A 23,783-nucleotide genomic window follows, 5' to 3' on the forward strand; every position below is an offset into this window, starting at 1 on the left:
AATGTCAATTTTTCATCCATAATACATCCAACTTGATACGGTATCGGGGTCTCCCGTTATAATATGTGATTTAACGGGAGGGGAGTTGCCGAGCTGTAAATTAAAAGGGTTTCGATTGCTGTTCAAATGCAGCACTAAAGAGTAGTATAAAATTATGATAATTACTCATTGCTACAAAATTAAGCCTACTTGTGAGCAGTCAGTCAAAATTGATTATTGGCTAGAACTATTACGAAGGCATTACAATTATGCTTTAGGCCAAAGACTAGATTGGTTAAATAGAACTAGATGTCAAGTAGACCGTTGTTCATTAATTTCATGTCCTATTGGCGAAATTCAAAAGTTGCCAGATTATTATTTTCAGCAATCAGCACTTAAACAGACAAAAAAGTTATTTCCTGACTACAAAGAAATCTATTCAGAAGTCCAGCAAATTAACTTACAAAGACTAGATAAAGCTTGGAAACGTTGGCTAATACCTGACAAAAAGGGTAAACGTGGAGGAAGGCCAAGATTTAAAAAAGCAGGAAAGTTAAGGTCATTTTGTTTCAGTAGAGTAAATCATCCCAAAGCAGTAATTAAATTTGATGGAAAACAAATAGTTACTACGAGGTTTGGTGCTATTCCAGTCATAGTTCATAGACCAATTCCAGATGGGTTTACGATTAAAACTGCAACTATAACCAAAAAGGCTGATGGTTATTATGTAAATTTTAGCTTAGAAGATAAGTCAGTTCCTAGTTTAATTTCTACAGAAAATATCAAAACTACTGTAGGTATTGATGTAGGCTTAAAAGAGTTCTTAACTACCAATACTGGTGAGACTGTTTCTGTTCCTAAATTTTATAGAAAATCTCAATCTAATTTAGCAAGAAAGCAAAAAAAAGTATCTAGAAAAGAAATTGGGTCAAAAAACTGGAAAAAAGCACAAAATAGAATAGCTAGACTACATCAACATATTGCCAGGCAAAGAGAATATTTTCACTATAAGACTGCTCATAAATTAGTTAAAGAATATGATTTAATTGCTGTAGAAGACCTTAATATTAAAGGTCTAGCTAAAAATACTAAACTATCAAAATCAATTTATGATGTAGCCTGGAGTAATTTTATTGAAAAATTGAATGCAGTAGCGGTAAAACGCGGTGTTCATCTAATCAAAGTTAACCCTCATAATACATCACAAAATTGTAGTAATTGTGGTCAAAAAGTACCTAAAACTTTATCAGTTAGAACTCATTCTTGCCCTAAATGTCAAACAGTTTTGGATAGGGACGAAAATGCAGCAATTAACATTTTAAATAAAGCGTTAAACGAGGTGGGTATCATCTTGTCTGCTTGTGGAGGCTTAGATGTTAATCAGCCTGTGAAACAAGAAACTTCTTTGTTTGAGAAGCTCCCGTTATAATCGCTCTTATTTAACGGGAGAGAACTTCACAAAGACAACTTGAGGTATTTCGCCAGCTCAAACATTAAAGCCATAGCACTAAAGATATAGCGCTATAGTTTTAATTATCTATATCTAACATTAATTCCTGGGTCCAAAAAAGAGAAAATCAGAAGTTAAACTAATAACCCCTGATCATTCTCCAATGCGGATGGCGAGACTCGAACTCGCAAGGCAAAGCCACACGTCCCTCAAACGTGCGCGTATACCAATTCCGCCACATCCGCTCTAGTTAGCATCTATCAACAAAACTTCAACAAGAAATATAGAAATTTAGCTAACAAAATATAATCATAACATAAAATTCTGGAATGTCTACAAGAAATTTTCTCAAATCTTTTCTATAGCATCTTCCCTAAAAACCCAAAACATCTTATCCTAACTGAATAATTGAGCTAAAAGCACCGAAAATGCGGTTCTCTAAAATCCTAATAGCCAACCGAGGCGAAATAGCCCTACGCATTCTCCGCACCTGCGAAGAAATGGGCATAGCCACCATCGCCGTCCACTCAACAATAGACCGCCACGCTCTCCATGTGCAACTGGCGGACGAAGCAGTTTGCATTGGTGAACCCACCAGTAGCAAAAGCTACCTAAATATTCCTAACATTATCTCGGCGGCTTTAACTCGTAATGCCTCTGCCATCCATCCAGGCTATGGCTTCCTAGCAGAAAATGCCCGGTTTGCAGAAATCTGTGCTGACCACGACATTGCCTTTATCGGCCCATCACCAGAAGGGATTAGGGCAATGGGGGACAAATCTACAGCAAAAGAAACTATGCAAAAAGCTGGAGTTCCTACAGTTCCAGGAAGTGATGGTCTTCTCACAGATGAAAAAGAAGCAGAAGCGATCGCCAAAAAAATCGGCGTTCCCCTGATGATCAAAGCCACTGCTGGAGGAGGGGGACGAGGAATGAGACTGGTTCGCCAAGAAAACGAACTCTCCAAACTGCTTCAGGCAGCTCAAGGAGAAGCAGAAGCAGCCTTTGGCAACTCTGGAGTCTACATAGAAAAATTCATTGAACGTCCACGTCACATTGAATTTCAAATCCTGGCCGATAGTCACGGAAACGTTATTCACCTGGGAGAAAGAGACTGTTCTATTCAGCGTCGCCATCAAAAGTTACTAGAAGAAGCTCCCAGTCTAGCATTAAGTCCTAAACTACGTCAGAAAATGGGAGAAGCCGCAGTCAAAGCAGCCAAGTCTATCAACTATATAGGTGCTGGCACTGTAGAATTTCTCCTAGACCAGTCTGGTGAATTCTACTTTATGGAAATGAATACTAGGATTCAAGTAGAACATCCAGTCACAGAAATAATTACAGGACTAGACTTAATTGCCGAGCAAATTAGAATTGCCCAAGGAGAGAAACTCCGACTAACTCAAAAGCAAGTAACTTTTAATGGTCATGCAATAGAATGCCGAATTAACGCCGAAGACCCAGACCATAATTTTCGCCCTCATCCTGGTCGCATTAGTGGTTATCTACCACCGGGAGGTTTAGGAGTGAGGATGGATTCTCATGTTTATACAGACTATGAGATTCCACCTTATTATGATTCTTTGATTGGTAAATTAATAGTTTGGGGACAAGACCGTCCTACTGCTATTCAGAGGATGAAACGCGCTCTAAGAGAATGTGCTGTGACAGGAGTTCCCACAACTATCAGCTTTCATCAAAGAATTTTAGAGACTCCGGAATTTCTGGAGGGGCAAGTATATACAAACTTTGTTGAGACTGTGATGAAACCCGATAGTAGTAAATAAGTAAGTTGGCGCAAAAGAAACTAAGTATGTAACAAAAAGTAAAGTAGCTCTAAAACCTCTTCCCTTTTGCCTTCTGCCTTCTGCCTCCTGCCTTCATTAGCTATAGCATCATTCTCAATAAACCTTGCTGACCCAAAAGCAACTCTCGTAATAAACTGAAAATACCTACCCAAATAATCGGACTAATATCTACTCCACCTAGAGGAGGGACAATTTTCCTAGTGGGGGCTAAAAATGGTTCTGTAGGCCAAAAAATCAAGTTAAACGGAAGTTGATTGATATTTACCTGGGGGTACCATGTGAGAACTATTCGGAAGATAAATAAGAAAGTCATTAACCCCAGGAGAATACCTAGAGTCCAATTCGCTAATGTCAGATAGTCCATAAGACAATAAAAAAATGTAATTTTGTAAAGTAAAAATTAGCTTTAAGTTACTTGATTGTATTTCAAATGATGAAGCGCTATTAATACAAGTTTTTCCCTTTTGAAAAAAAACTTTTTCACCATAATGATATAAGTTATGGCAGTTTGCAGATTAGTTAATTGTGAAAGTTTGACCAAATTTTCAAGAGAAGAGGAACTTTTGAATAAGTATGTAATTAAGTAAGTAGCTTTAATATCAACCACTGAAATATCTCCTGTTCCCGAAAATCTTTTGTGTAGCGCTGTAGAAATAATCTACCAGTGACACAATTCCATAAACATTAGTAATTGATCCTTCTACCTTCTGTACAGCCACACTAAAAATTTGGATAGTCCTAAATATGTAAGGATATTGATTAGTAAATCCTTTTCATGGTCAGGAGGTAAGCGATAAAATCATTACTTGTTTACCACGACCAAAATTTGTACTGAAAAAAATCGCAAACCGCTATAATATCTAAAATAAAGTAAATCAAATTTTGTGGCAAAGGGCAATAATCCATGACTCCTTCTTTATCAAACTTCTTATTAAGTCTACTGGCGGGAACTCTAATTGTAGTTATTCCTGCTACAATTTTTCTGATATTCGTCAGCCAAAAAGATAAAGTTACCCGTTCCTAGACCCTAGATAATAGAAATTTTTCTTTTTGGAGCAAAGGTTAAGTCAGAATACCATTTCCTAGAAGTCTAAAAATCATGAATTCTTCTTAGGAATAAACTTTTTTCTGCAATAACCTAACAGTTATGTGAAGAGCCGAAAAGCAAACTATTTTAGGTTTAAGTTTCACCTAATTTTTTTTTGCAAAGACAAAGTTAAAGCCTCAGACTATAGAATAGGGAAGACAGTGATATAATTGTCCAAACCTAACAAGCTGAGGTTTTTCTTTGTTAAATTGATGATATAGCAGAAGGCAAAAGGAAAAATCTGGCGTTGTCTGAGTTTTTAGCTTTTGATATGTCAAATATAGCAATGGCGACTGCTATACAATATCCTACTAAATATTAAATAAGCTTTATATCTGCCAAATAACTTCAAGTCTAGATACCAAAGCAGGATAGAAATTTTAAACTTGAATTACTAATTGATGAATTACTTAGGAGATTTAGAATGGTCAACTTAGGATTAAATTGGAGTAGTTTGCTAGGAATAATCCTGGCCATAGCAGGAGCAGGACTATACTTTCTCCGCACATGGCGTCCAAAACTAGCGAGAGACCACGATATTTTCTTTGCAGCAATTGGCTTACTATGTGGAGGTATTCTTATATTCCAAGGCTGGAGACTAGACCCTATTTTAGCTTTCGGTCAGTTTTTGTTAACTGGTAGTGCCATATTTTTTGCAGCAGAATCTATCAGAATGAGAGGTCTTACAACTAAGCAAGCTAGAGAACGTACCCCTATTGTAGATGAAGAAAGATCGGTAAGTCCTGTTTATGGTTATGCAGAATCAGACTTAGACGAACTAGAACCTTATGAAGAATATCCCGCTAACCGTCGTATCAGAGGTTCTCAAGATTATCGTTCTTCTAGGCCAGATAATTTTGAGGATGACTACCGCCGTCGTCCTCCTAATCGCAGAAGTAGTTATGATAGAACAGAAGAAATCAACCCAAGATTACGCAAGCGTAGTCCTCGTTCAGAAAATTATCCTACTAGATCGTCTTCTGAATATTGGGAAAACTCTGTAGATTTAGAAGATAAGAGACCTGCTTCTCGCAGTCGAGATAATTTCAGTGATACTAATAGGCCAGAAGATAGACTGCCTCGCCCTCGTAGTCGAGATAGCTGGGAGACTTCTAGTACTGAAGAAAGACCACCCCATAACCGTACTCGTCGCCCTAGTCCTGAAACAAGCTACTCGGAAGAAACATCTCCTAGAACGAGAAAGCGTCGTCCACCAGAAGCATCATCTACTGATGGAGAAGCAACATCAGAAAATTATGTAGAGTATACTCCTATGGATTCTGTTGATAGTGATGTTAATGGTTAAATAGAATTTATAATAGAAGTAGGAATATTAGGTGGGGATAATTTGTCTTTTTAGAGTAAATAAAAAAATCCCATTTTTCCCCGCCCATTCTATTATTTATTTAGTAGCTGAATATCAATACTTCTGTATAAAATGTATAAAATAAATTTTTGCTGAATCTAAAAAATTATCATCAAAGCTTCACCACAAAATTCCTAATTTACTCATTAATAAGCTGTTTTGTATTCAAACCATATATCAAATTTTTTTCAAAGGGAACAGCGGTGCGAACCCGCGGGGTGCGACAGATGCAAGCGTTAGGAACCCGGCGAGGTCTCCTCGCCATGGGAATGCCGATCAAGAGAGGGAATGCGCACTCCTGTGAGGGAATATAGAATCTAAATGATTCTTAGCTTATTACTAATTTTCTATTAGTTTATAAACAATAGTTCAAACTGTTCAAATGTTATGAACTCCTCTATCCATTTTCAGTGAACTATAACCCCAATACTTTGCTGTGGTAAAATGAAGCCCTAATTGATTAAATTTCTTGTTTAATTTGCTCTACAACTATAGAAATTTTAGCAGTTTTCAATTTAGTAAAAAATACAAAGTACATAGACTTTAGCCTAAAATTAGAACGAACCTCTTCTCATAGACCTCTGGTGATAATTAATCTCAAACCCTGATCATACATGCATGGGCAAAAACTTAGTTCCCACCAGATGTCTAATGGTAAAAGTTATATGTTTCACTCAAGTGAAAAGTGCTATTGCTATAATTATTAATAACTTTATCTACAAAGCTTGCGCGAAGCTAATGCCTAGAATACTTGAAAGCCAATTCCCAATACAATAGTTAAAAAAGAGATAAATTTAATCTACCATAACTTTTCAGTCTAGTGCTAATAATTATTAGAATAAGTAAGTCGGCCAAATGAAACCTAAAATAACTGATATAGCAGAAGGAAGAAGGAAGAAGGCCTTTAGTTATCTAGGCGATTTAGTTATCTAGGCGATTTAGTTATCTAGGCGATTTAGTTATCTAGGCGATTTAGTTATCTAGGCGATTTAGTTATCTAGGCGATTTAGTTATCTAGGCGATTTAGTTATCTAGGCGATTTAGTTATCTAGGAGAGGACTGAAGTTGGAAAAATCTGACGTTGTCTGAGTTTTAAGCTTTTGATATATCCTAACCTTTCCTTCCACTGCTATAGTAAATTTTTCCCAACCCCGGCCAAATTTTTACTCCTGTACCTCGCACATATGACAATTCTCCTATGGGACTCCTCCTCTTCAAAGTTAATTTTATTTATGACTAGGTACTTAATCTGAGAAAGTTGCTCAAATGTAATAGTAAGTAGCTGAAGGTAAAATTGAAAAACTTATGTTTTTCGTTGATACTTAATCTAAAAATCATTACCACTCAGCAACCCTAATCTAAGAGCTACAATAAAAATTATAATAGTTTTAATATTACATTGTTTCCACGCTAAAATTTATACAGACAAAGTAATGCCAAATCTCACGCATTTTTGCTACATCTTCTTGAGAGCAGGGATTAATAGGGATGTTACATGCAACGTCCGCAGGTCCTAGGTAAATAAAGAATAAGATATCTTTACTTCATACAAATAATTGCTAAAAACATTACTAAACCTTACTTATTACTTAATAACTGAAGTTTTCTATAAAACAAGCATTATTTTTAGGGACTGGTATAACTTTTAAAATGTCTTAATAAGTAGCTGATTCTAATCTATGGAATTAAGTATCAATTGAAGAAAATTTTTATTAAGAAAGAATTCAGGAAACAGGTAGACGATAAATTTAGTTTGCGATGTAAAGAATTCAGAATTGATTTTTTCACATAGGATGAGGATAAATAAATAAGTTCTACACTCTCACCCAATATTAATATTGGGTGGTCTTTAGTTAGTGGCAACTGCTGAATAACTCACTCATTAATTCTGTCTATTGGCTACTCAACTCCTAACTCTATTTTTCAAAAAATTACTGGGTAATAATATTAAATATAAACTAGACTTGACAAGCAACAATGAATGCCAAATTTTTGTCAAAAACCACATTAAGAATACTTATAGTAGTAGCAGTTGGTGTGAATTTAAGTAATTTTCCTCCAGTCAAAGCTCAAATAAAAGTGGATACAATTCCCAGACCCCTGAATAAAAACCGAAAAGAAACACTACTTTCTCTGAGTCTAGAAGAACAAACTAATATTCGTGTTTATGAACAAGCTAGTCAAGCAGTAGTTTCCATAGATACAGATAAAACTAATGGTAGTGGTGCCATTATCAGTCCCGACGGAATGGTATTAACAAATGCTCATGTCGTATCTCAAGGCCGTGTGGTCAAAATTACCTTAGCAGATGGTAGAAAAGTTACAGCAGATGTCATAGGTTTTGGTGAAGAAGATTTAGACTTAGCAGTTCTCAAAATTCGAGGACAAAGAAACCTTCCTACTATTAGAATAGCTCGTCCAGGTTCGACAAAAGTAGGTCAGCGAGCTTTTGCTATCGGAAATCCTTTTGGCAGATTTCAAGGTACTCTTACTGTAGGAATAGTTAGTCGTATAGATCGAGAAAGAGGATTGATCCAAACAGATGCAGCTATTAACCCTGGTAATTCAGGGGGGCCACTATTGAATAGTTCTGGAGAACTTATTGGTGTCAATACTGCTATATTTACTCGTGGTCAATTAGGGGGTAATATTGGCATTGGTTTTGCTATATCTATGGATAGAGTCCCAGAGTTTCTAAGAGCGGTTCGAGAAGGAAGAGCGCCTTTAGTAGCTCAACAGCAAACAGGAATGTTTGATGAGAGACAGGCTGAAAAATTAGACCTTAATGGTTTAATAGAAATAAAGGGCAATTTGGACAGTGAATCTAATGTATTACCTGTAGACAATAGTTATTATGACCTTTACGCTTTTGAAGGTTTAGCAGGTCAAAAGATTTCTATTGATATGAGTAGTAATAAAATAGATTCTTACTTGATTTTATTAAGTTCAAATGGTCAAGAATTAGCTCAAGATGATGATAGTGGTGGAGAAAAAAATGCCAGAATTGTGATTACGCTACCAGAAAATGGAACTTACAAGTTATTAGCAAATTCTTATGAAGCAGGAGAGTCAGGAGAATATCGGTTGAAAATTGAGTCTGTTTCACCCAGAATTAGACCTTTCTTTGAGCGTGAAAGGATAAATTACTATAGATAAATTGTCTGAAATTTTATCTACTGATTGATAGATAGGGATATGAAGGTTAAAAAAAATTTTTGACCAGAAATATCGACAAAGGAGGATGAAAAAATTTTGACTTTTAAAGTCACCTAAATAGTAAATAGTCGTTTGCCAGTACAGTAGTTAGTAGATATAAGTAGGTTTGAGGAACGGAAACCCAATAAGATGTATTGAGATGAAATACTAAAACTTCTTGCCACATATTCTCCCCTTTTTTAGAGAGGAGCTAGAGGTTAGGAGAATCAAGGGACTGTATTTTTTTTATATGAAATATTAAATTGATTTAAAATGTCATAATGAGCGGATAATAGCAATTTTCTCAAAAAATTTATTTATAGGAAACATGAATTTCTAGGAAGTGCAACAAATTGTCTTACAGCAAAATCAAACAGTTAATAAGTTAAGTACAAGTATTGGTTTGAAAATAAAAAAAAGATGATTATAGTGATACTCTGTAATTACTAACTAAAATTTACCCTAAACTTTTTCAATTAATAATTATTCGTGATTATTTCCCACTATGCTAGTAGACTAGTTGGAGAATTTAAGTAGTATATTTATTTGAGGTGATTAATGCGTCAAGCAAGATTTTGGGCGATCGCTCCTTTTGGTCTACTAAGTATTATGGGAAAAACTTTACTTTTCCCTATCCTTCTATTTCATCCGGTGGTTATCAATTCTAGCTATGCTAATGAAATTTTAGTTCAGGATACTCCAACTCCAGAAGAAACTACTCCAACTCCAGAAGAAACTACTCCAACTCCAGAAGAAACTACTCCAACTCCAGAAGAAACTACTCCAACTCCAGAAGAAACTACTCCAACTCCAGAAGAAACTCCAACCCCAGAAGAAACTCCAACCCCAGAAGAAACTCCAACCCCAGAAGAAACTCCAACCCCAGAAGAAACTACTCCTTCTACCCAAGAACAAAAAGTTGGAAAAGAAATATTACAGCTAGAAGGAACACTGAGTGATGGAGACTTAGTACTTCCATCTGATGAAAGTATTTATGATGAACATACTTTTGAAGGAACAACAGGTCAAGTAGTAACTGTAATCTTAGAAAGTCCTGACTTTGATACTTATTTAGCAGTATTTAGTCCTACTGGTGAATTACTGGGAGAACATGATGATGTTAGTCAGAAAAATACAAATTCTCAACTAACAATTACTCTAACTGTTACAGGTAAATATCGTTTAATAGTTAATTCTTACGATAAAACAGGTAGGGGTCAGTACAATCTCCAAGTAATTGAGTCAGGTCAGACATCAGATTTATAATTGAAAAATTTTAATGGTTAATGGCTAATATCTAAATGCCATTTAAAGATTAGCCATTAACATTTAGCTGTGAATAAATAAAACAAATAAAACTAAATTATCCTAGTACAAACCTAATAAAAAAATCTGGTAGTTGTGCATAGTAATGGTAGAGAAAATTGGGGAGTTGGGGAGTTGGGGAATTTCAACAATCGCCGATTTATAAAACAAAAAGTATCGCAATTTGCGATAAATAAAATAGACAGTAAATCTAAACCAGAATCAGAATATAGATAGAGAAATTCCAGCGATAAAACAGTAATAATTCATTATAAAGTATAATCTCCAAGTAATTGAATCAGGTCAAGCATCAGATTTATAAATACTAATTTTTTGACTATTTAATAGCTAATAGCTAAATGTCATTCTCAAGATTAGCTATTAGCATTAATTAGGACTTGATGATTAACTATAAAACCCACATTCCGCACCACAAAATGTAGTATCGAAGAAGGAGTCAGGAGTCAGGAGACAGGAGACAGAATTTTAGAATAAAATCATAGCTACCGTGATTGAGTAATCAATACTGCAAGTATTTATGCTTAATATTTAACTGAGAATTTGACTCCCAATCGAGGTAAATGAAGATAATTTATATAGTATAAATACCTAAGCAAGCTACGGATTTTATACTAATTTTTATGTTAAAAATTGAAGTGCGGAATGTGGGATAAAAACATTTACAGATAAAGGTTTTAGCCTTTTTGCTGCGAAAAAAAGTGTCAGCTTTTAGCTCCGAATCGCCCAAAATACTCACATTTTGAGCAGACAAAGACAGAAAAACTTAGCGACAATTATTTCGACTGCCTTCTCTGTAATTCGCATTCATTCTGACTCCTGACTCCTAAATCCTGACTCCTACCCTCCACAAAAATACTTTTTCAGCAAACCCTAATTAAACTTTATTTTTTACCGCAAACCTAACCAAGAAAAAAAATCTTGATGAGTAAATAATTCCAGTAATAACAAAATGAAAAATCCTAGCATAGCAAACCTACCATTGATTATTTCTGCGTAAGTATTCCAACCAAAAGCAGGTTCATTAAACTTGGTAGTTTCAACTTTTTTAGCAGATTCTGATGTGGATTGAGAAGTCAAATTTTCAGACATGATATTGATAGAATTTTATTAGCTTTGAAGATTTGGTAGTCCTACATAGTAATGTTTGAAGAACAAAACTTGGTATCTACCCAAATATTTATTCTCCCAGATATTCAACAGTATTTTGAGAATGGGTTGTGAAAAAATTATCCCTCCCCCTAACTTTTACCATTACTATGCACCACCACCAAAGATTTTTGATTACGGATAAAATTACTGAATTATCCCAGTCGATTTATTGTCCAATTTTTTTTACTGATTCAATCAGCGATCGCACAATTTCAGTTCCCTCAGAAGGTTCAAAAGTCAAAGGAAACTTACCTTTTGCCAACATTCTTAATCCTAATGGACCCAAACTAAATAATCCTTGAATATCTCTAAAATAGTTACCCACTACCTGAATACCAAATTTTCGTTCATCAATCCAACCCCCGTCTTTAACCAAATCAATTAATACTTTTCGATGGCGAATAGATCGACTAGCTTGTTTATCTTGACGATCAAGAATTTCTTGTTTAATTTTACCTATTTGATCCATAGGTGCTACTTCCATCGGACAAACAGAATTACAATAATAACAGCGGGTACAACCCCAGACTCCTGCTGTGTCAAGATTATATTCTTCTAATCTTTTCTCTATTTGACTGTCACGAGAATCAGCAACCATTCTATAAGCTTTGGCCAAAGCGTGTGGACCAACAAAATCTGGATTAACTTCACGAGCATTACACTCAGAATAACAGGCTCCACAAAGAATACAATTACCTGTTTGATTTAGTTTATCCCGTTCAGTGGGAGTCTGTAAAAATTCTCGTTCTGGAATTTGTCGTGCTTTTGTGCTGATATAAGGTTCAACTGTTTCTAGATTTTGCCAAAAACTTTTCATATCTACTACCAAATCTTTAATTACTGGCATATTGCCCATAGGAGCAATAGTTATTTCTGGAATAGATTTTTCAGTAGTATTAGCAGAATTATTATTACTATTATTAGCTATTTGTTGTATTCTATCTACTTCGTTTCTAATATTTTCTTTACACGCTAAAGCTGAACGACCATTAATTCTCATTCCACAACTACCGCAGATAGTATTACGGCAATTTTTACGAAAAGCTAAACTACCATCTTGCTCCCATTTAATTCGGTTAAGGCATTCTAAAATTGTATTGCCTGGTTCAACTTCTAAGGTGTAAGTTTGAACTCTAGGAGTAGTATTTTGATGTTGACGAACGATATTAAAACTGACTTTCATTGATGATAAATTCAAGATATTTTGTACTAGCTTAAGAGCTGATTTGTAAACTTAGCTAAAACCCTTATGTAATCTAACTCTCAGGGATTTAAGTATTGTTGGGTTATAACTGCAAAAACCCTTGTATTGCAAGGATTTCAGCCTCTTGATATTTACTTTATAAATCAGCTCTAATTGTGTTTTTTTTAGATGGCGTTGCTGATGGGTGGCTATGATTTTTCTTCAATGGCGATAATGTTCAGCATCGCTACTACGTTTTCCTAGGTCATGCTGCGCAAACATATCGTGCAGCGAAACGCCTAGCTATTAACTGAAAATCATTTTAGATTTTGCCAAATTTAAGTTTCATAGCTTGATTGAGCAACACCTTTTAGATAATACCAAATCCAGCGATAAAAGCAGATTTTTCTTATCTCCCAATCCTTGATTTAGCAATGGCTGTAACTTTCAAAAATACCCTTTTACTAAGGCGGATTTTGTATAAAACAAGATTAGCATTAACTATTAGTTTTTTTGTTCCGATATTATTTTTGTTTTACTACACTTCCATTAGCTTTTCGGTAGTAGGTGTTAGGTTTTAAGTTTTAGCTTGTAGATGAAAAACGTTTACTTAAAATCTATTATTTGTAATATTTGCACAAACAATTGGGTAGAAAGCTCCACATTTAACCTGCGTTGTCAACAATTTTTGGGGTTTAATTCCCATTAAATTGAAATATTAACCTATCGTCTACAACTTTCTTCAATATCTTAACCGTCGTGACTATACAAAATAACAAAATAAAAGGTTACAAGAAAAATCTTCAACAATTAATAATTAATAATTACCTCTTCTTGAAAATAAGAGGATTGACGCTTCAGGAAATTTTTTTCTCTTCTCTTGGTAGATTGGATATAGCCTTCCCTTCGGGACTTTAGGGAAAGGAGAACCTAAGAGTGTAGAGCAGCTCCGCTTGTTCCATTTTTCATGCTGCGCTTTCCATGTTGGCGAGGTTGAGCTACTCTGTAAAAGGCTAGGCTTTAAGGTAGTTGTGCGAAGCGCAAAACGACCGCTTTTCTCATTTAAAGAATAGGATTTAAACTCAATTTTTCGGTAAAACTTAAAATTAAAAGTTAAAAGCAAAACTTGAGAATTTATGGAGTAATCATACTGATTATTGACCAGAGCAAAAATCTCATTTTATCTTAAATGTAAAATCATAGTAATTCCTAAATTGTAGTGAATATTGTGATTGAATTAGATTTAATTTCATATTCAAGTTAATAACTACTTAGTAACTTAGCCATCAGATCGGATTAGTCCTACCCATAGCTACCAGTAATAATTTATGTATATTAACTTCATATCTGAAAAACCCGGAAAAATTGACAAATAAAAAACATGATAAAATTATAGAACAGTAACAAAAGCCAATAAAACAGTTACATATTCTCCTAACCAGACCAAAAAAGAATTAAGGTCTATCTTATGAGCGATAATATTATACCCCAATTGCCAAAAGCACCTCTATCCCGTCGCGTAGCAGCATTCAGTATAGATGCTTTAGTAGTTTGGTTTTTGAGTGCCATAATTAGCAATAATTGGTTCACGTTTATTTTATTTTTTATGGTACTTTGGATAATAACACGAGTACTAGTGGTCTATAAAAACTATGGTCAGAGTATAGGGCACTATGCTCTAGATATGAAAGTTTTAGATACTAGATACCAAAGAAATCCAGGTATCCTAGATTTATCAAAGCGAGAAGGAATTTTAGCATTATCTGGGGCATTGGCCATGTTAGGAATTAGTAATTTAACATCAGGAAATGCTGCTGTCTTACTACTAATAATGCCTTTATTTTTGGACTTTACAGTAGCTTTAGTAGATATTGAAAGGTATCAACAAGCTTTCCATGACAGAATAGCTCAGACAATAGTAGTAGGGACAATGCGTGGTTACTCCCTAGATATTAAGGTAAAGTGGCTAGTTGACGAAGCCAAGCGCTATGTGAGAAGATAGTAATTTGTGTCTAACATTCATGGAAACTGAAAAATGGCTAAAGGAGTCAGAATTGTTATTACACTAGAATGCACAGAGTGTAGAACAAATTCCAATAAACGTTCACAAGGTGTGTCTAGGTATACAACAACTAAAAACCGTAGAAATACAACCTCAAGATTAGAATTGAAGAAATTCTGTACTCACTGTAATAAACATACAGTTCACAAAGAAATTAAGTAAAAATTCAGTGAGTATTAAAAACAGTAAATAACTAAAACGTAAACGTAAACAAAAATAACTAACAAATAATTAGCAATGGCGAATTACTTCCGCAAAAGAGTATCACCAATTAAACCAGGCGATCCAATCGATTATAAAGATGTGGAACTACTAAAGAAATATGTTACAGAAAGAGGTAAAATTCTGCCAAGAAGAATCACTGGTTTAACTTCAAAACAGCAGAGAGATTTAACGAAAAGTATCAAAAGAGCTAGATTAGTAGCTTTATTACCCTACGTTAATAGAGAAACCTGAAGATAGAGTGTTTGAGATTTGAGATTTTGGAAAAATCTGAAAAAGTTAAATATTAAGAAAAAAACCAAAGTCAAAAAATCTCAAACTAAACTAGCAAAAACCACAACCCAAGCCAAGGCAATTGAAAATTTATAGGGATATATAAATAAGGAAAAGTGGAGAAGGGAAAATTAATTGAATTTAGATTGCATGGAGAACGGCGACTAGCCATAGCAGAACGTCCAGATGGTAAAAAAAACTGGGTCGTGGTGGAAGCAAATGGTCAATCTCACAGCATACCTCCAAAGCAAATCAGTTATGAAGTAGCAGGAGAAAGTTACAAATCATCAGAAATTCCCAAATTTCTTCAGGAAGTAGAAACTTATATAGACCCTTCAAGTATAGAATTAGCATGGGAACTACTGGTAGAAGAAGCAGAAACAGTAAATCCAGAAGAAATGGCCTTACTGCTATTTTCAGAACAAACACCAGCCCAATGTTACGCAGCATACATATTACTATCAGACGATAAACTCTACTTTAAGCAAAAAGGCGATCGCTACGAACCCCGACCTATAGCCCAAGTAGGAGAAATCAAACATCAGCAAGAAGTCCAAAAACAAAAACAACAAGAACTAGAAAACTTTTTACTCCGGGTGCGTAACCGACTAGCAGGAGAAGAAGTAGAGTGGCAACCAAGCGATTATAACCGCCTAGATGTAATAGAAAAATTGGCGACTTACGGAGAAGAAGCTTCTAATCGTACCCAGGCAATGGATACCTTGGCAGTCTTAGAATTACCCGAAACTCCAGAAGCAGCGTTTAAACTATTAATGGATCTAGGTATATGGAGCGAACATGAAAATCTATTTCTGCGACGTAGTCAGATCCCAAAACATTTTTCTACCAAGGTACTAGAAGTGGCTCAAAGCTGCCTGCAATCTCCCCAGCCAGATCCAGACACAAACCGTTTGGATTTAACTCATCTAAAAGTCTATACCATAGACGATGAAAGCACCAAAGAAATAGATGATGGCCTCAGTATAGAATTTTTAGAAGACAATCAACAAAAGATATGGGTACATATTGCCGACCCAACTCGCTTACTTACTCCTGGTGATGAGTTAGACCTAGACGCAAGGCGAAGAACTACTACACTATATTTACCCACAGGTATAATTCCGATGTTCCCATCAGAGTTGGCCACAGGGCCAATGAGTCTGATTCAGGGACAAATTTGCAGCGCTTTGAGTTTTGGCGTTATTTTAGATGAAAGTGGAGGAGTTGTAGACTACAGCATTCACGCTAGCTTAATCAAACCAACCTACCGTCTGACTTATGATGATGTAGATGAAATGTTACAGTTACAGATTAAGCTAGAACCAGAAATTCATGTTCTCAATCAGTGGGCGAAACAAAGATTTCAGTGGCGACAGTCACAAGGCTCTATTAGTATATATATGCCAGAGTCAGTGATTAAAGTCGAAGGTGAGGAAGTAAAAGTAGAAGTATTGGACGACTCACCATCAAGACAGCTAGTGGCAGAGATGATGATTATGGCAGGAGAGGTTGGGGCAAAATATGGTCAAAAACATGATATACCCCTTCCCTATCGCAGTCAACCCCAACCAGAACTTCCACCAGAGGCAGAACTAATATTATTGCCTGCTGGGCCAGTTCGCTCTTGTGCGATGCGTAGATGTATGCCTAAAAGTGAAATGGGGATTATACCAGCTCGTCATGCTAGTTTGGCCTTAGAAACTTACGTTCAGATTACTTCTCCAATTCGGCGTTATAGCGATCTATTGGCTCACTTTCAAATTAAAGCTCATTTACGAGGAGAGGAGTTACCTTTTAGTCGAGACCAGATGCAAGAAATAGTAATGAGTTTAGTTCCTGCTGTCAAAGAAGCTTCTAGTGTGGAAAGATGTACTAACCGTTACTGGGGACTGGAATATTTGCGACGTAATTCTGATGAGGTTTGGCAAGCGTTGATAATTCGGTGGTTGAAAGAAGAAATTAATTTAGGGTTGGTGTTATTGGAAGAGTTGGGGTTAGAGTTGGCGATGAGGTTTGGTCGGTCTGTTAATGTGGGCGATCGCATAGAGGTGAAGGTTGCCCATGCTGACCCTCGTAAAGATGAAGTTATATTCCAGGAAGTAATTACGACTGTAGCAGAGGCAGCGGCGAATTAAATTTTTGAAGAAGGAAGAAGGAAAAAGTAAGAAGTAAGGAAGAAAAAGTGGATGGGGATAGTATTCGATATGCCACTTCGTGTCTTATAAGCCTAACCAATTACACCGTGTAGAAAGTGGAGTGTTAAACCTAATATAATGTTCGGATAATCAGTTATAAAAAACCTTATCTCTTTGAACCAATATTCCCTTCTGCCTTCTGCCTTCTGCCTTCTGCTTTTCTTTCTCCAAAGTATTAAGTATTTAACCGAACTATAACTCCTGACTCCTGACAAAAAAATAAGGTCTCAAGCCTCCCCTTGGCTGCGCCACGAGCTACCGCTCTACAAGGGGATGAAAAAAGAGAATATTCCTTATTTCAAGCCTCTTGCTTTCCTAGGTCATACTGCGCAAACAGCGAGAGGTACTGAAGGGCGCAGTTCCTCCTGAGGAGGCTAACTGATAACTGTTAACGAAGTTCCTCCGGAGGAGGCTAACTGAAATGACTCCTACTCCTACCCACACCAAAAGACTTTTTCAGCAAACCCTATATAGCAGTTGCCACTATAGTTAGGACATCGGGTAATTATGATGATTAATGACGCGAGCAAGATGCTCGCACTAATTGTTCTAACTAACCTGGCGGTTGCTATATTTTTGAGATTAAAATCAATATTTTTACAGATATATACAGGTTATTTAATACCTTTTATGTCAGTAAAAACGCTAAACAAACTTAATATCGCAGACGAAGGAAAGATTAGGACAGATCGACAGATTAAAACTCAGACAAAGCAATATTTTTCCTTCTTCCCTCTTCCTTCTTTCTTCTTCCTTCTGCTATATATTAACTTAACTATAGTTGGGATTAAAAAAAAAGGGATTAACCATCGTTATTTGATTTTTATTGAAGCTTAATTATAGGCGTTGCTGAGTGGTAATGATTTTTAGATTAAATATCAACGCCAAACATAAGTTTTTCAATTTTACCTTCAGCTAATTATCATTACATTTAAGCAACGCCTAATTATAGGTCTCAGTAATGTGCCTGCCTTAGATGAGTCGTAGTCAAACCCCCTCTATAGAATTATTAAAGTGCTTAATTTTTTGTAATAATAACCTATACACTACTGCTATCAACATTTTTTTACTTTTGGTAACTAAGATGTATACCTCAGAAAAGTTGTCGGCTATATAGAGTTTAATTAATATATAAATAGAGGAATAAATCATTTATATAGAGTTCCTTTGATAATATAGATGGATAATAAAGCACTATAAATAAATAATTGTTAGGGATCAATGTGATATAGATTATAGGTCGTTAACAAAAATAGTTTTTTTATAGCAGAAGGAAGAAGGAATAAAGAAAGATCTTACGTTATCTGAATTTTAAGCTTTTGCTCTGTCCTAAACTTTCCTTCGACTGCTATAAAGGCAAAAATATAGTGATTTGCCTTGAAGATAAAATTGTGAAAAAAATTATATCCAAGCTGTACCGCGATGAAACAGCTTAACTTTAGGAGAAATTAAAGCAATGCTAAAAACATTAATAATTCAAAACAAGACTTTTACTGCTAAAGAAAAAAGCTTAGTATTGTGGTTTGATGAAGTTAGTATTAATGACATTCCTTTAGTAGGAGGTAAAAACGCATCTTTAGGAGAAATGATGCAAAAACTTACCCCCAAAAACATCAATATTCCTAATGGTTTCGCTACCACTGCTTATGCTTATCGTTACTTCATCAAATCTGCTGGTTTAGAAGCCAAACTGCGCCAACTATTTGCTGACCTTGACGTTGAAGATATGAAAAATTTGCAACAACGGGGGAAAAAAGCACGAGCATTGATAATGAAGACACCCTTTCCAGCAGAACTAGAAAAAGCGATCGCCCTCAGCTACGAAACCCTTTGTTACCTCTACGGTCAAGACACAGATGTTGCTGTGCGTTCCAGTGCCACCGCCGAAGACTTGCCAGATGCCAGTTTTGCCGGGCAACAGGAAACTTACCTCAACATTCACGGGGTCGAAAGTGTACTTAAAGCAACTCATAAGTGTTTCGCATCAGTATTCACCGACCGCGCTATCTCCTACCGCACTATCAAAGGTTTCGACCACTTCGATGTTGCCCTCTCAGTTGGCATTCAAAAAATGGTGCGCTCTGACCTTGCAACCTCTGGGGTCATGTTTTCCATAGATACCGAAACCGGGTTCAAAAATGCTGCTCTAATTACAGCAGCTTATGGTTTAGGGGAAAATGTCGTACAAGGTGCAGTTAACCCCGATGAATATCTAGTATTTAAACCAACTCTTCGGGAAGGTTTCCATACTATTCTCAACAAACGCCTGGGCACTAAAGCTATCAAAATGGTTTATGATGGCGGTAATTCGATTAAAAACGTACCCGTGCCAGAGCGACAGCAACAACAGTTTGCTCTGAGTGATGATGAAATTCTGCAACTTGCCCATTGGGCGGTAATTATTGAAGACCATTATTCCCAGGTGCGCGGTAGTTACACGCCGATGGATATTGAATGGGCAAAAGATGGTATTACCAATAGTTTATATATAGTTCAGGCGCGACCAGAAACAGTGCAATCTCAAAAATCTGAGAATATGCTGCGTAGTTATCAGTTGCAGGAGAAAGGGAAAGTATTGTTAACAGGTCGTTCTGTGGGTCAGGCGATCGGTCAAGGTAAGGTACGCGTAATTCTGGATACCCATAACATTTCTGAATTTCAACCAGGGGAGGTGTTAGTCACTAACAAAACTGACCCCGACTGGGAACCCATTATGAAAAAGGCTAGCGCTATAGTTACTAACCAAGGTGGGCGTACTTGTCATGCTGCAATTATTGCGCGGGAGATGGGTATTCCGGCGATTGTTGGTTGCGAAAATGCTACGAAACTATTGTACAATAGTCAGGCGGTGACTGTTGACTGTGCTGAGGGAGAAGTGGGGATAATTTATGATGGGTTGCTCACGTTTGAGGTGGTGGAAACAGTATTGGATGATTTGCCAGAAACTCGCACCCGCATTTTGATGAATGTGGGCAACCCAGAGGAGGTTTTTCGGTTATCGGCACTTCCTGTTGATGGTGTGGGTTTGGCTAGATTGGAATTTATAATTGCTAATCATATTGGGGTGCATCCTTTAGCATTGCTCAATTTTGACGAAGTGGAAGATGAGGTGGAAAAGGCAAAAATTGCTGAGTTGACTATGGGATATGAAAATAAGGCAGATTTCTTTATCGATCGCCTAGCTTATGGGATGGGAGCGATCGCTGCTGCTTTTTATCCGAAACCTGTTATTGTGCGGATGAGCGATTTTAAGAGTAATGAATATGCTAATTTATTGGGAGGGAAACAGTTTGAACCTGATGAAGAAAACCCAATGATTGGTTGGCGAGGTGCGTCTCGTTATTATCATCCCAAATATCGGGAAGCTTTTGGTTTGGAATGTCTGGTACTGAAGCGAGTGCGGGATAAAATGGGATTGGCAAATGTAATTCCGATGATTCCGTTTTGTCGTACACCCCAAGAAGGAATGAAGGTTTTAGGGGAGATGGCTAAGTATGGTTTGGTGAGGGGTGAGAATGGTTTGCAGGTTTATGTGATGTGTGAGTTACCGAGTAATGTGATTTTAATCGAACAGTTTGCTCAAGTGTTTGATGGATTTTCTATTGGGTCGAATGATTTGACTCAGTTGGTATTGGGTTTAGACCGAGATTCGGCATTGGTAGCAGATATTTTTGATGAACGCCATGATGCTGTGAGGCGAATGATTAAGATTGCGATTACTATTGCTCATGAGTGCGGGCGTAAGATTGGTATTTGCGGTCAGGCACCGAGCGATCATCCTGAGTTTGCGCAGTTGTTGGTAGAGTTAAGGATTGATTCTATTAGTTTGAATCCTGATTCTGTGTTGAAGACTCGGTTTGAGGTGGCGAAGTTGGAGGGGTGTTAACGAAGTCAGAAGTCAGAAGTCAGAATTCAGAAGTCAGAAGTGAAAGTTGATAGAAAGTAATGGTTATATACTAATTTCAGGTTATTCTTTCACATCATAAGTTGCCAACTATTTGTGACATCTTGAAAAATTGGTATTAAGTAGGGAATAGTTAGTTGTTGGGGGTTTAGTGACTAAACTCATGTTGATAATTTTTATTGTTGGGTTTTGCTGTCGCGATACAGTCGATGGGGATATCACTATCCCTCACATCTGCTTCAAAACCGTGCGTGAGAGTTTCCAACTCACACGGCTCCTAACATTGCAGGATTTTTCAAGGTTGGTTACACCTACTTTCGCACCTATATTTCAAGGTTTGTCCACGATTGTTGGCTTCGGTTTTCGCTACTCTTTGGCTTGGCTGCCTGGAGATTTTTATTAACAAGAGTCTCCTACTCTCGACTTGAGCCTACTCACCCCGGCCTATTCGCATTTTGGCTTAATACAATTTCGGCTTCAGTGCCTAAGAGCAATGTCTCCCCACGTCTGCATATCCTGAACATTACTCCAGGCTTGCTTTTTGGGGAATCCTTAGCCCTAAAAGACATTGGTTAAACTTTTCCTACTCATCGAATGAGAGTCTAATAGGGGTTACTTCGTTCCCATAACACATTTCACGTTAGCTTTAGGCGTCCTGAGTTGTCCGAGACTTGCCAGCTAGTCCTTTAAGCGGTTGAAGACCTAAAGGGGCGTCATCTATACCGTTTTGTTCACGGGGGATACAAGGACAATTACCCCGATTTAGGTTGACGTTTGCGCAGCATTCCGAAGGAAACGTTTAACAGGATTCATGTTCTTGACCTTGAATAACTACTCTTGCAGCATCGTCCTTAGTCCTTAAAGCTGATCCGCTTTTAGCCCATGCACTGAGAATAATGGTTGTTAATCCATTAAACCTGAGCTATGAAGTCACTCCCTAGCTGAGAGGGAAGGAATTGAACCTCCATGAGTTATGAGTTTTTAACCTTTTGGTTAAAGGGTCATGTTGCCGTCTTGGCTTCTTTGACCCAACGAGTCGCACTCAACCCAACCTACTGCCACTTAGAATAACACAAAGTTTTACGATGTAGCCTAGATAGATGACTATTCAGGTAAATTTTCAATATATCTTACAAAAGTCCCTAAGATATATTTTTCATTTAACTGATTGTTTTTATGTCCTAAATTCTTTCCCTTTGTTAGTAATATCATCTCCCGATAAGAGCGTGATAGAACTCCGTTCCGCGCTCCGCGACCAAAAAACTTTCTCTTTCTTCTTCTTTCTTCCCTCCTGACTCGATCCGACTGACTCCTGACTCCTTCGTCGTTTATTTATAACTGTTCAACCGGACATGATATAACATACAGCCGAAAAGCTTAATGGGATTGTTGGTAAAATTAGCCCAAAAAATTCATTTTAATTTCATAATTTTATTTTATAAAGATAAAGATATAGATAAGCTAAGTGAAAAAAATCTCAAAAAACTACATCTATTCTATTTTTTTTGTGTTGATTATTAATGCTATATATTCATAAAATAAAGTTACTAATCTAATTATGTTATTTATGTTATGCGAGTTTTATTGGTCGAAGATGAACAGGATTTAGGAGCAGCAATTAAACGAGTTCTTCATCAAGAATCTTATGTGGTCGATTGGGTAGTTGATGGTACAATAGCATGGGAATATTTAGAAAGTCAATTAACCTTATATCGCCTTGCAATTTTTGATTGGTTATTACCTGGATTATCAGGGTTAGAATTAGTCAAACTTTTGCGACAGAAAAATAGTGCTTTACCTGTACTACTATTAACCGCAAAAGATAGTATGGCAGATAAAGTTATGGGACTAGATGCGGGGGCAGATGATTATTTAGTTAAGCCCTTTGGCATGGCAGAATTATTAGCTAGGCTCAGGGCTTTACAAAGGCGATCGCCTCAATTTCAAGCCCAGCAGTTACAAGTAGGAAATATAATTCTAGACTACGGCACTAATACTGTTTGTTTAATGGATAAAAATCAGAAAAAACAGGTTATTTCTCTGACTCATAAAGAGTTTGTACTGCTAGAATATTTCCTCCGACATCCTCACCAAATTCTCAGTCGCGATCAAATTTTAGCTCAACTTTGGGAATTGGACGCAGAACCAATTAGTAATGTTGTTGCTGCTCAAATTCGACTATTACGACGTAAATTAAGTATGAGTGGAGGTGAAGATTTAATTGAAACAGTTTATGGTTTGGGTTATCGTTTTAATCCTGTGGAAAAATAGGGCCAAAACTATATTATGAAACAAATTAATCGGCGACATTTTTTAACCCTAAGCTATAGTAGTTTTCTTGCTGTTTTAATCGCTCAATGTAGCAGGTATAACCCTCAAGAAAACAAACAAAATTTATCATCCTATCCTCAAATTAACCAAAGCCAAAATGGAATTTTAGAAGTAAATTTAATAGCTAGTATTAATAAAATAAATCTAGGAAATAAACAAGCTTATGCATTAAACTATAACGGACAAATTCCCGGACCGAGATTAGAAGCAAAACCAGGAGATACAATTAGGATTAATTTTACTAACAAATTAC

At 36.5% G+C, this 23,783-nt stretch carries 15 protein-coding genes, 1 tRNA gene and 1 pseudogene; 13 read left to right on the forward strand and 4 right to left on the reverse strand.

The window, feature by feature from the left end; genetic code table 11:
* The first annotated feature begins 154 nt into the window (after nucleotides 1–154).
* Nucleotides 155–1,408, forward strand: coding sequence for a transposase (locus F6K06_RS10815; protein WP_287240915.1), 1,254 nt, complete (start codon nucleotides 155–157; stop codon nucleotides 1,406–1,408).
* Nucleotides 1,409–1,593: 185 nt separating this feature from the next.
* On the opposite strand, the gene F6K06_RS10820 is transcribed toward F6K06_RS10815, so the two are convergent.
* Nucleotides 1,594–1,674: transfer RNA gene (locus F6K06_RS10820), tRNA-Leu, on the reverse strand.
* A 183-nt stretch (nucleotides 1,675–1,857) separates the two neighbouring features.
* Here F6K06_RS10820 and accC point away from each other — a divergent pair.
* A complete protein-coding gene (gene accC / locus F6K06_RS10825; RefSeq protein ID WP_124146591.1) occupies nucleotides 1,858–3,216 on the forward strand; it encodes an acetyl-CoA carboxylase biotin carboxylase subunit in 1,359 nt (452 codons plus the stop codon).
* Nucleotides 3,217–3,316: 100 nt separating this feature from the next.
* Here the strand turns inward: accC and F6K06_RS10830 are convergent, their stop codons facing one another.
* Nucleotides 3,317–3,601 carry a YggT family protein gene (locus tag F6K06_RS10830; RefSeq protein ID WP_124146590.1) on the reverse strand — a complete coding sequence of 95 codons (285 nt, stop codon included), beginning with the start codon at nucleotides 3,599–3,601 and terminating at the stop codon, nucleotides 3,317–3,319.
* Between the two features lie 540 nt (nucleotides 3,602–4,141).
* Here F6K06_RS10830 and psbX point away from each other — a divergent pair.
* The 4 genes and pseudogenes from psbX to F6K06_RS10850 all read left to right on the forward strand — a co-directional run bounded on the left by psbX (nucleotide 4,142) and on the right by F6K06_RS10850 (nucleotide 10,151).
* Nucleotides 4,142–4,261 carry a photosystem II reaction center X protein gene (psbX, locus tag F6K06_RS10835; RefSeq protein ID WP_124146589.1) on the forward strand — a complete coding sequence of 40 codons (120 nt, stop codon included), beginning with the start codon at nucleotides 4,142–4,144 and terminating at the stop codon, nucleotides 4,259–4,261.
* 487 nt (nucleotides 4,262–4,748) lie between these two features.
* Nucleotides 4,749–5,630 carry a Ycf66 family protein gene (locus tag F6K06_RS10840; protein ID WP_287240918.1) on the forward strand — a complete coding sequence of 294 codons (882 nt, stop codon included), beginning with the start codon at nucleotides 4,749–4,751 and terminating at the stop codon, nucleotides 5,628–5,630.
* Between the two features lie 2,037 nt (nucleotides 5,631–7,667).
* Nucleotides 7,668–8,801: pseudogene (locus F6K06_RS10845) on the forward strand (trypsin-like peptidase domain-containing protein); the annotation flags it as partial.
* 642 nt (nucleotides 8,802–9,443) lie between these two features.
* Entirely contained in the window at nucleotides 9,444–10,151 is a 708-nt protein-coding gene (locus tag F6K06_RS10850) for a pre-peptidase C-terminal domain-containing protein (protein WP_287240920.1), read from the forward strand.
* A 948-nt stretch (nucleotides 10,152–11,099) separates the two neighbouring features.
* On the opposite strand, the gene F6K06_RS10855 is transcribed toward F6K06_RS10850, so the two are convergent.
* Both F6K06_RS10855 and F6K06_RS10860 read right to left on the reverse strand, forming a co-directional pair.
* Entirely contained in the window at nucleotides 11,100–11,300 is a 201-nt protein-coding gene (locus F6K06_RS10855; RefSeq protein ID WP_192901219.1) for a chlorophyll a/b-binding protein, read from the reverse strand.
* A gap of 226 nt (nucleotides 11,301–11,526) precedes the next feature.
* Nucleotides 11,527–12,543, reverse strand: a complete 1,017-nt coding sequence (locus F6K06_RS10860; protein WP_124147578.1) for a succinate dehydrogenase/fumarate reductase iron-sulfur subunit — start codon at nucleotides 12,541–12,543, stop codon at nucleotides 11,527–11,529.
* Nucleotides 12,544–14,011: 1,468 nt separating this feature from the next.
* On the opposite strand from F6K06_RS10860, the gene F6K06_RS10865 reads away from it, so the two are divergent.
* The 7 genes from F6K06_RS10865 to F6K06_RS10895 form a co-directional block, all read left to right on the forward strand.
* A complete protein-coding gene (locus F6K06_RS10865) occupies nucleotides 14,012–14,545 on the forward strand; it encodes an RDD family protein (RefSeq protein ID WP_124147577.1) in 534 nt (177 codons plus the stop codon).
* 33 nt (nucleotides 14,546–14,578) lie between these two features.
* Nucleotides 14,579–14,767 carry a 50S ribosomal protein L33 gene (gene rpmG / locus F6K06_RS10870; protein WP_124147576.1) on the forward strand — a complete coding sequence of 63 codons (189 nt, stop codon included), beginning with the start codon at nucleotides 14,579–14,581 and terminating at the stop codon, nucleotides 14,765–14,767.
* Between the two features lie 75 nt (nucleotides 14,768–14,842).
* The gene (gene rpsR / locus F6K06_RS10875) at nucleotides 14,843–15,061 is read left to right on the forward strand and encodes a 30S ribosomal protein S18 (RefSeq protein ID WP_124147575.1); all 219 of its coding nucleotides are present in this window, start codon (nucleotides 14,843–14,845) and stop codon (nucleotides 15,059–15,061) included.
* A 155-nt stretch (nucleotides 15,062–15,216) separates the two neighbouring features.
* Nucleotides 15,217–17,235, forward strand: coding sequence for a ribonuclease catalytic domain-containing protein (locus F6K06_RS10880; RefSeq protein WP_287240935.1), 2,019 nt, complete (start codon nucleotides 15,217–15,219; stop codon nucleotides 17,233–17,235).
* Nucleotides 17,236–18,751: 1,516 nt separating this feature from the next.
* Nucleotides 18,752–21,181: a phosphoenolpyruvate synthase gene (gene ppsA / locus F6K06_RS10885; protein WP_287240937.1), complete on the forward strand. Its 2,430-nt coding sequence runs from the start codon at nucleotides 18,752–18,754 to the stop codon at nucleotides 21,179–21,181.
* Between the two features lie 1,590 nt (nucleotides 21,182–22,771).
* A complete protein-coding gene (gene rppA, locus F6K06_RS10890) occupies nucleotides 22,772–23,470 on the forward strand; it encodes a two-component system response regulator RppA (protein WP_287240939.1) in 699 nt (232 codons plus the stop codon).
* A 15-nt stretch (nucleotides 23,471–23,485) separates the two neighbouring features.
* A partial coding sequence (locus tag F6K06_RS10895; RefSeq protein WP_287240941.1) for a multicopper oxidase domain-containing protein occupies nucleotides 23,486–23,783 on the forward strand: 298 nt, incomplete at its 3' end.

This window comes from Okeania sp. SIO1H4 (genome assembly GCF_010672695.1).
GTDB lineage: Bacteria > Cyanobacteriota > Cyanobacteriia > Cyanobacteriales > Microcoleaceae > Okeania > Okeania hirsuta.

What these genes read in the sequence shown, in the direction of transcription:
- F6K06_RS10815 (WP_287240915.1), top strand. Translation starts at nt 155, where the DNA reads ATGATAATTACTCATTGCTACAAAATTAAGCCTACTTGTGAGCAGTCA.
- accC (WP_124146591.1), top strand. Translation starts at nt 1,858, where the DNA reads ATGCGGTTCTCTAAAATCCTAATAGCCAACCGAGGCGAAATAGCCCTA.
- F6K06_RS10830 (WP_124146590.1), bottom strand. Translation starts at nt 3,601, where the DNA reads ATGGACTATCTGACATTAGCGAATTGGACTCTAGGTATTCTCCTGGGG.
- psbX (WP_124146589.1), top strand. Translation starts at nt 4,142, where the DNA reads ATGACTCCTTCTTTATCAAACTTCTTATTAAGTCTACTGGCGGGAACT.
- F6K06_RS10840 (WP_287240918.1), top strand. Translation starts at nt 4,749, where the DNA reads ATGGTCAACTTAGGATTAAATTGGAGTAGTTTGCTAGGAATAATCCTG.
- F6K06_RS10850 (WP_287240920.1), top strand. Translation starts at nt 9,444, where the DNA reads ATGCGTCAAGCAAGATTTTGGGCGATCGCTCCTTTTGGTCTACTAAGT.
- F6K06_RS10855 (WP_192901219.1), bottom strand. Translation starts at nt 11,300, where the DNA reads ATGTCTGAAAATTTGACTTCTCAATCCACATCAGAATCTGCTAAAAAA.
- F6K06_RS10860 (WP_124147578.1), bottom strand. Translation starts at nt 12,543, where the DNA reads ATGAAAGTCAGTTTTAATATCGTTCGTCAACATCAAAATACTACTCCT.
- F6K06_RS10865 (WP_124147577.1), top strand. Translation starts at nt 14,012, where the DNA reads ATGAGCGATAATATTATACCCCAATTGCCAAAAGCACCTCTATCCCGT.
- rpmG (WP_124147576.1), top strand. Translation starts at nt 14,579, where the DNA reads ATGGCTAAAGGAGTCAGAATTGTTATTACACTAGAATGCACAGAGTGT.
- rpsR (WP_124147575.1), top strand. Translation starts at nt 14,843, where the DNA reads ATGGCGAATTACTTCCGCAAAAGAGTATCACCAATTAAACCAGGCGAT.
- ppsA (WP_287240937.1), top strand. Translation starts at nt 18,752, where the DNA reads ATGCTAAAAACATTAATAATTCAAAACAAGACTTTTACTGCTAAAGAA.
- rppA (WP_287240939.1), top strand. Translation starts at nt 22,772, where the DNA reads ATGCGAGTTTTATTGGTCGAAGATGAACAGGATTTAGGAGCAGCAATT.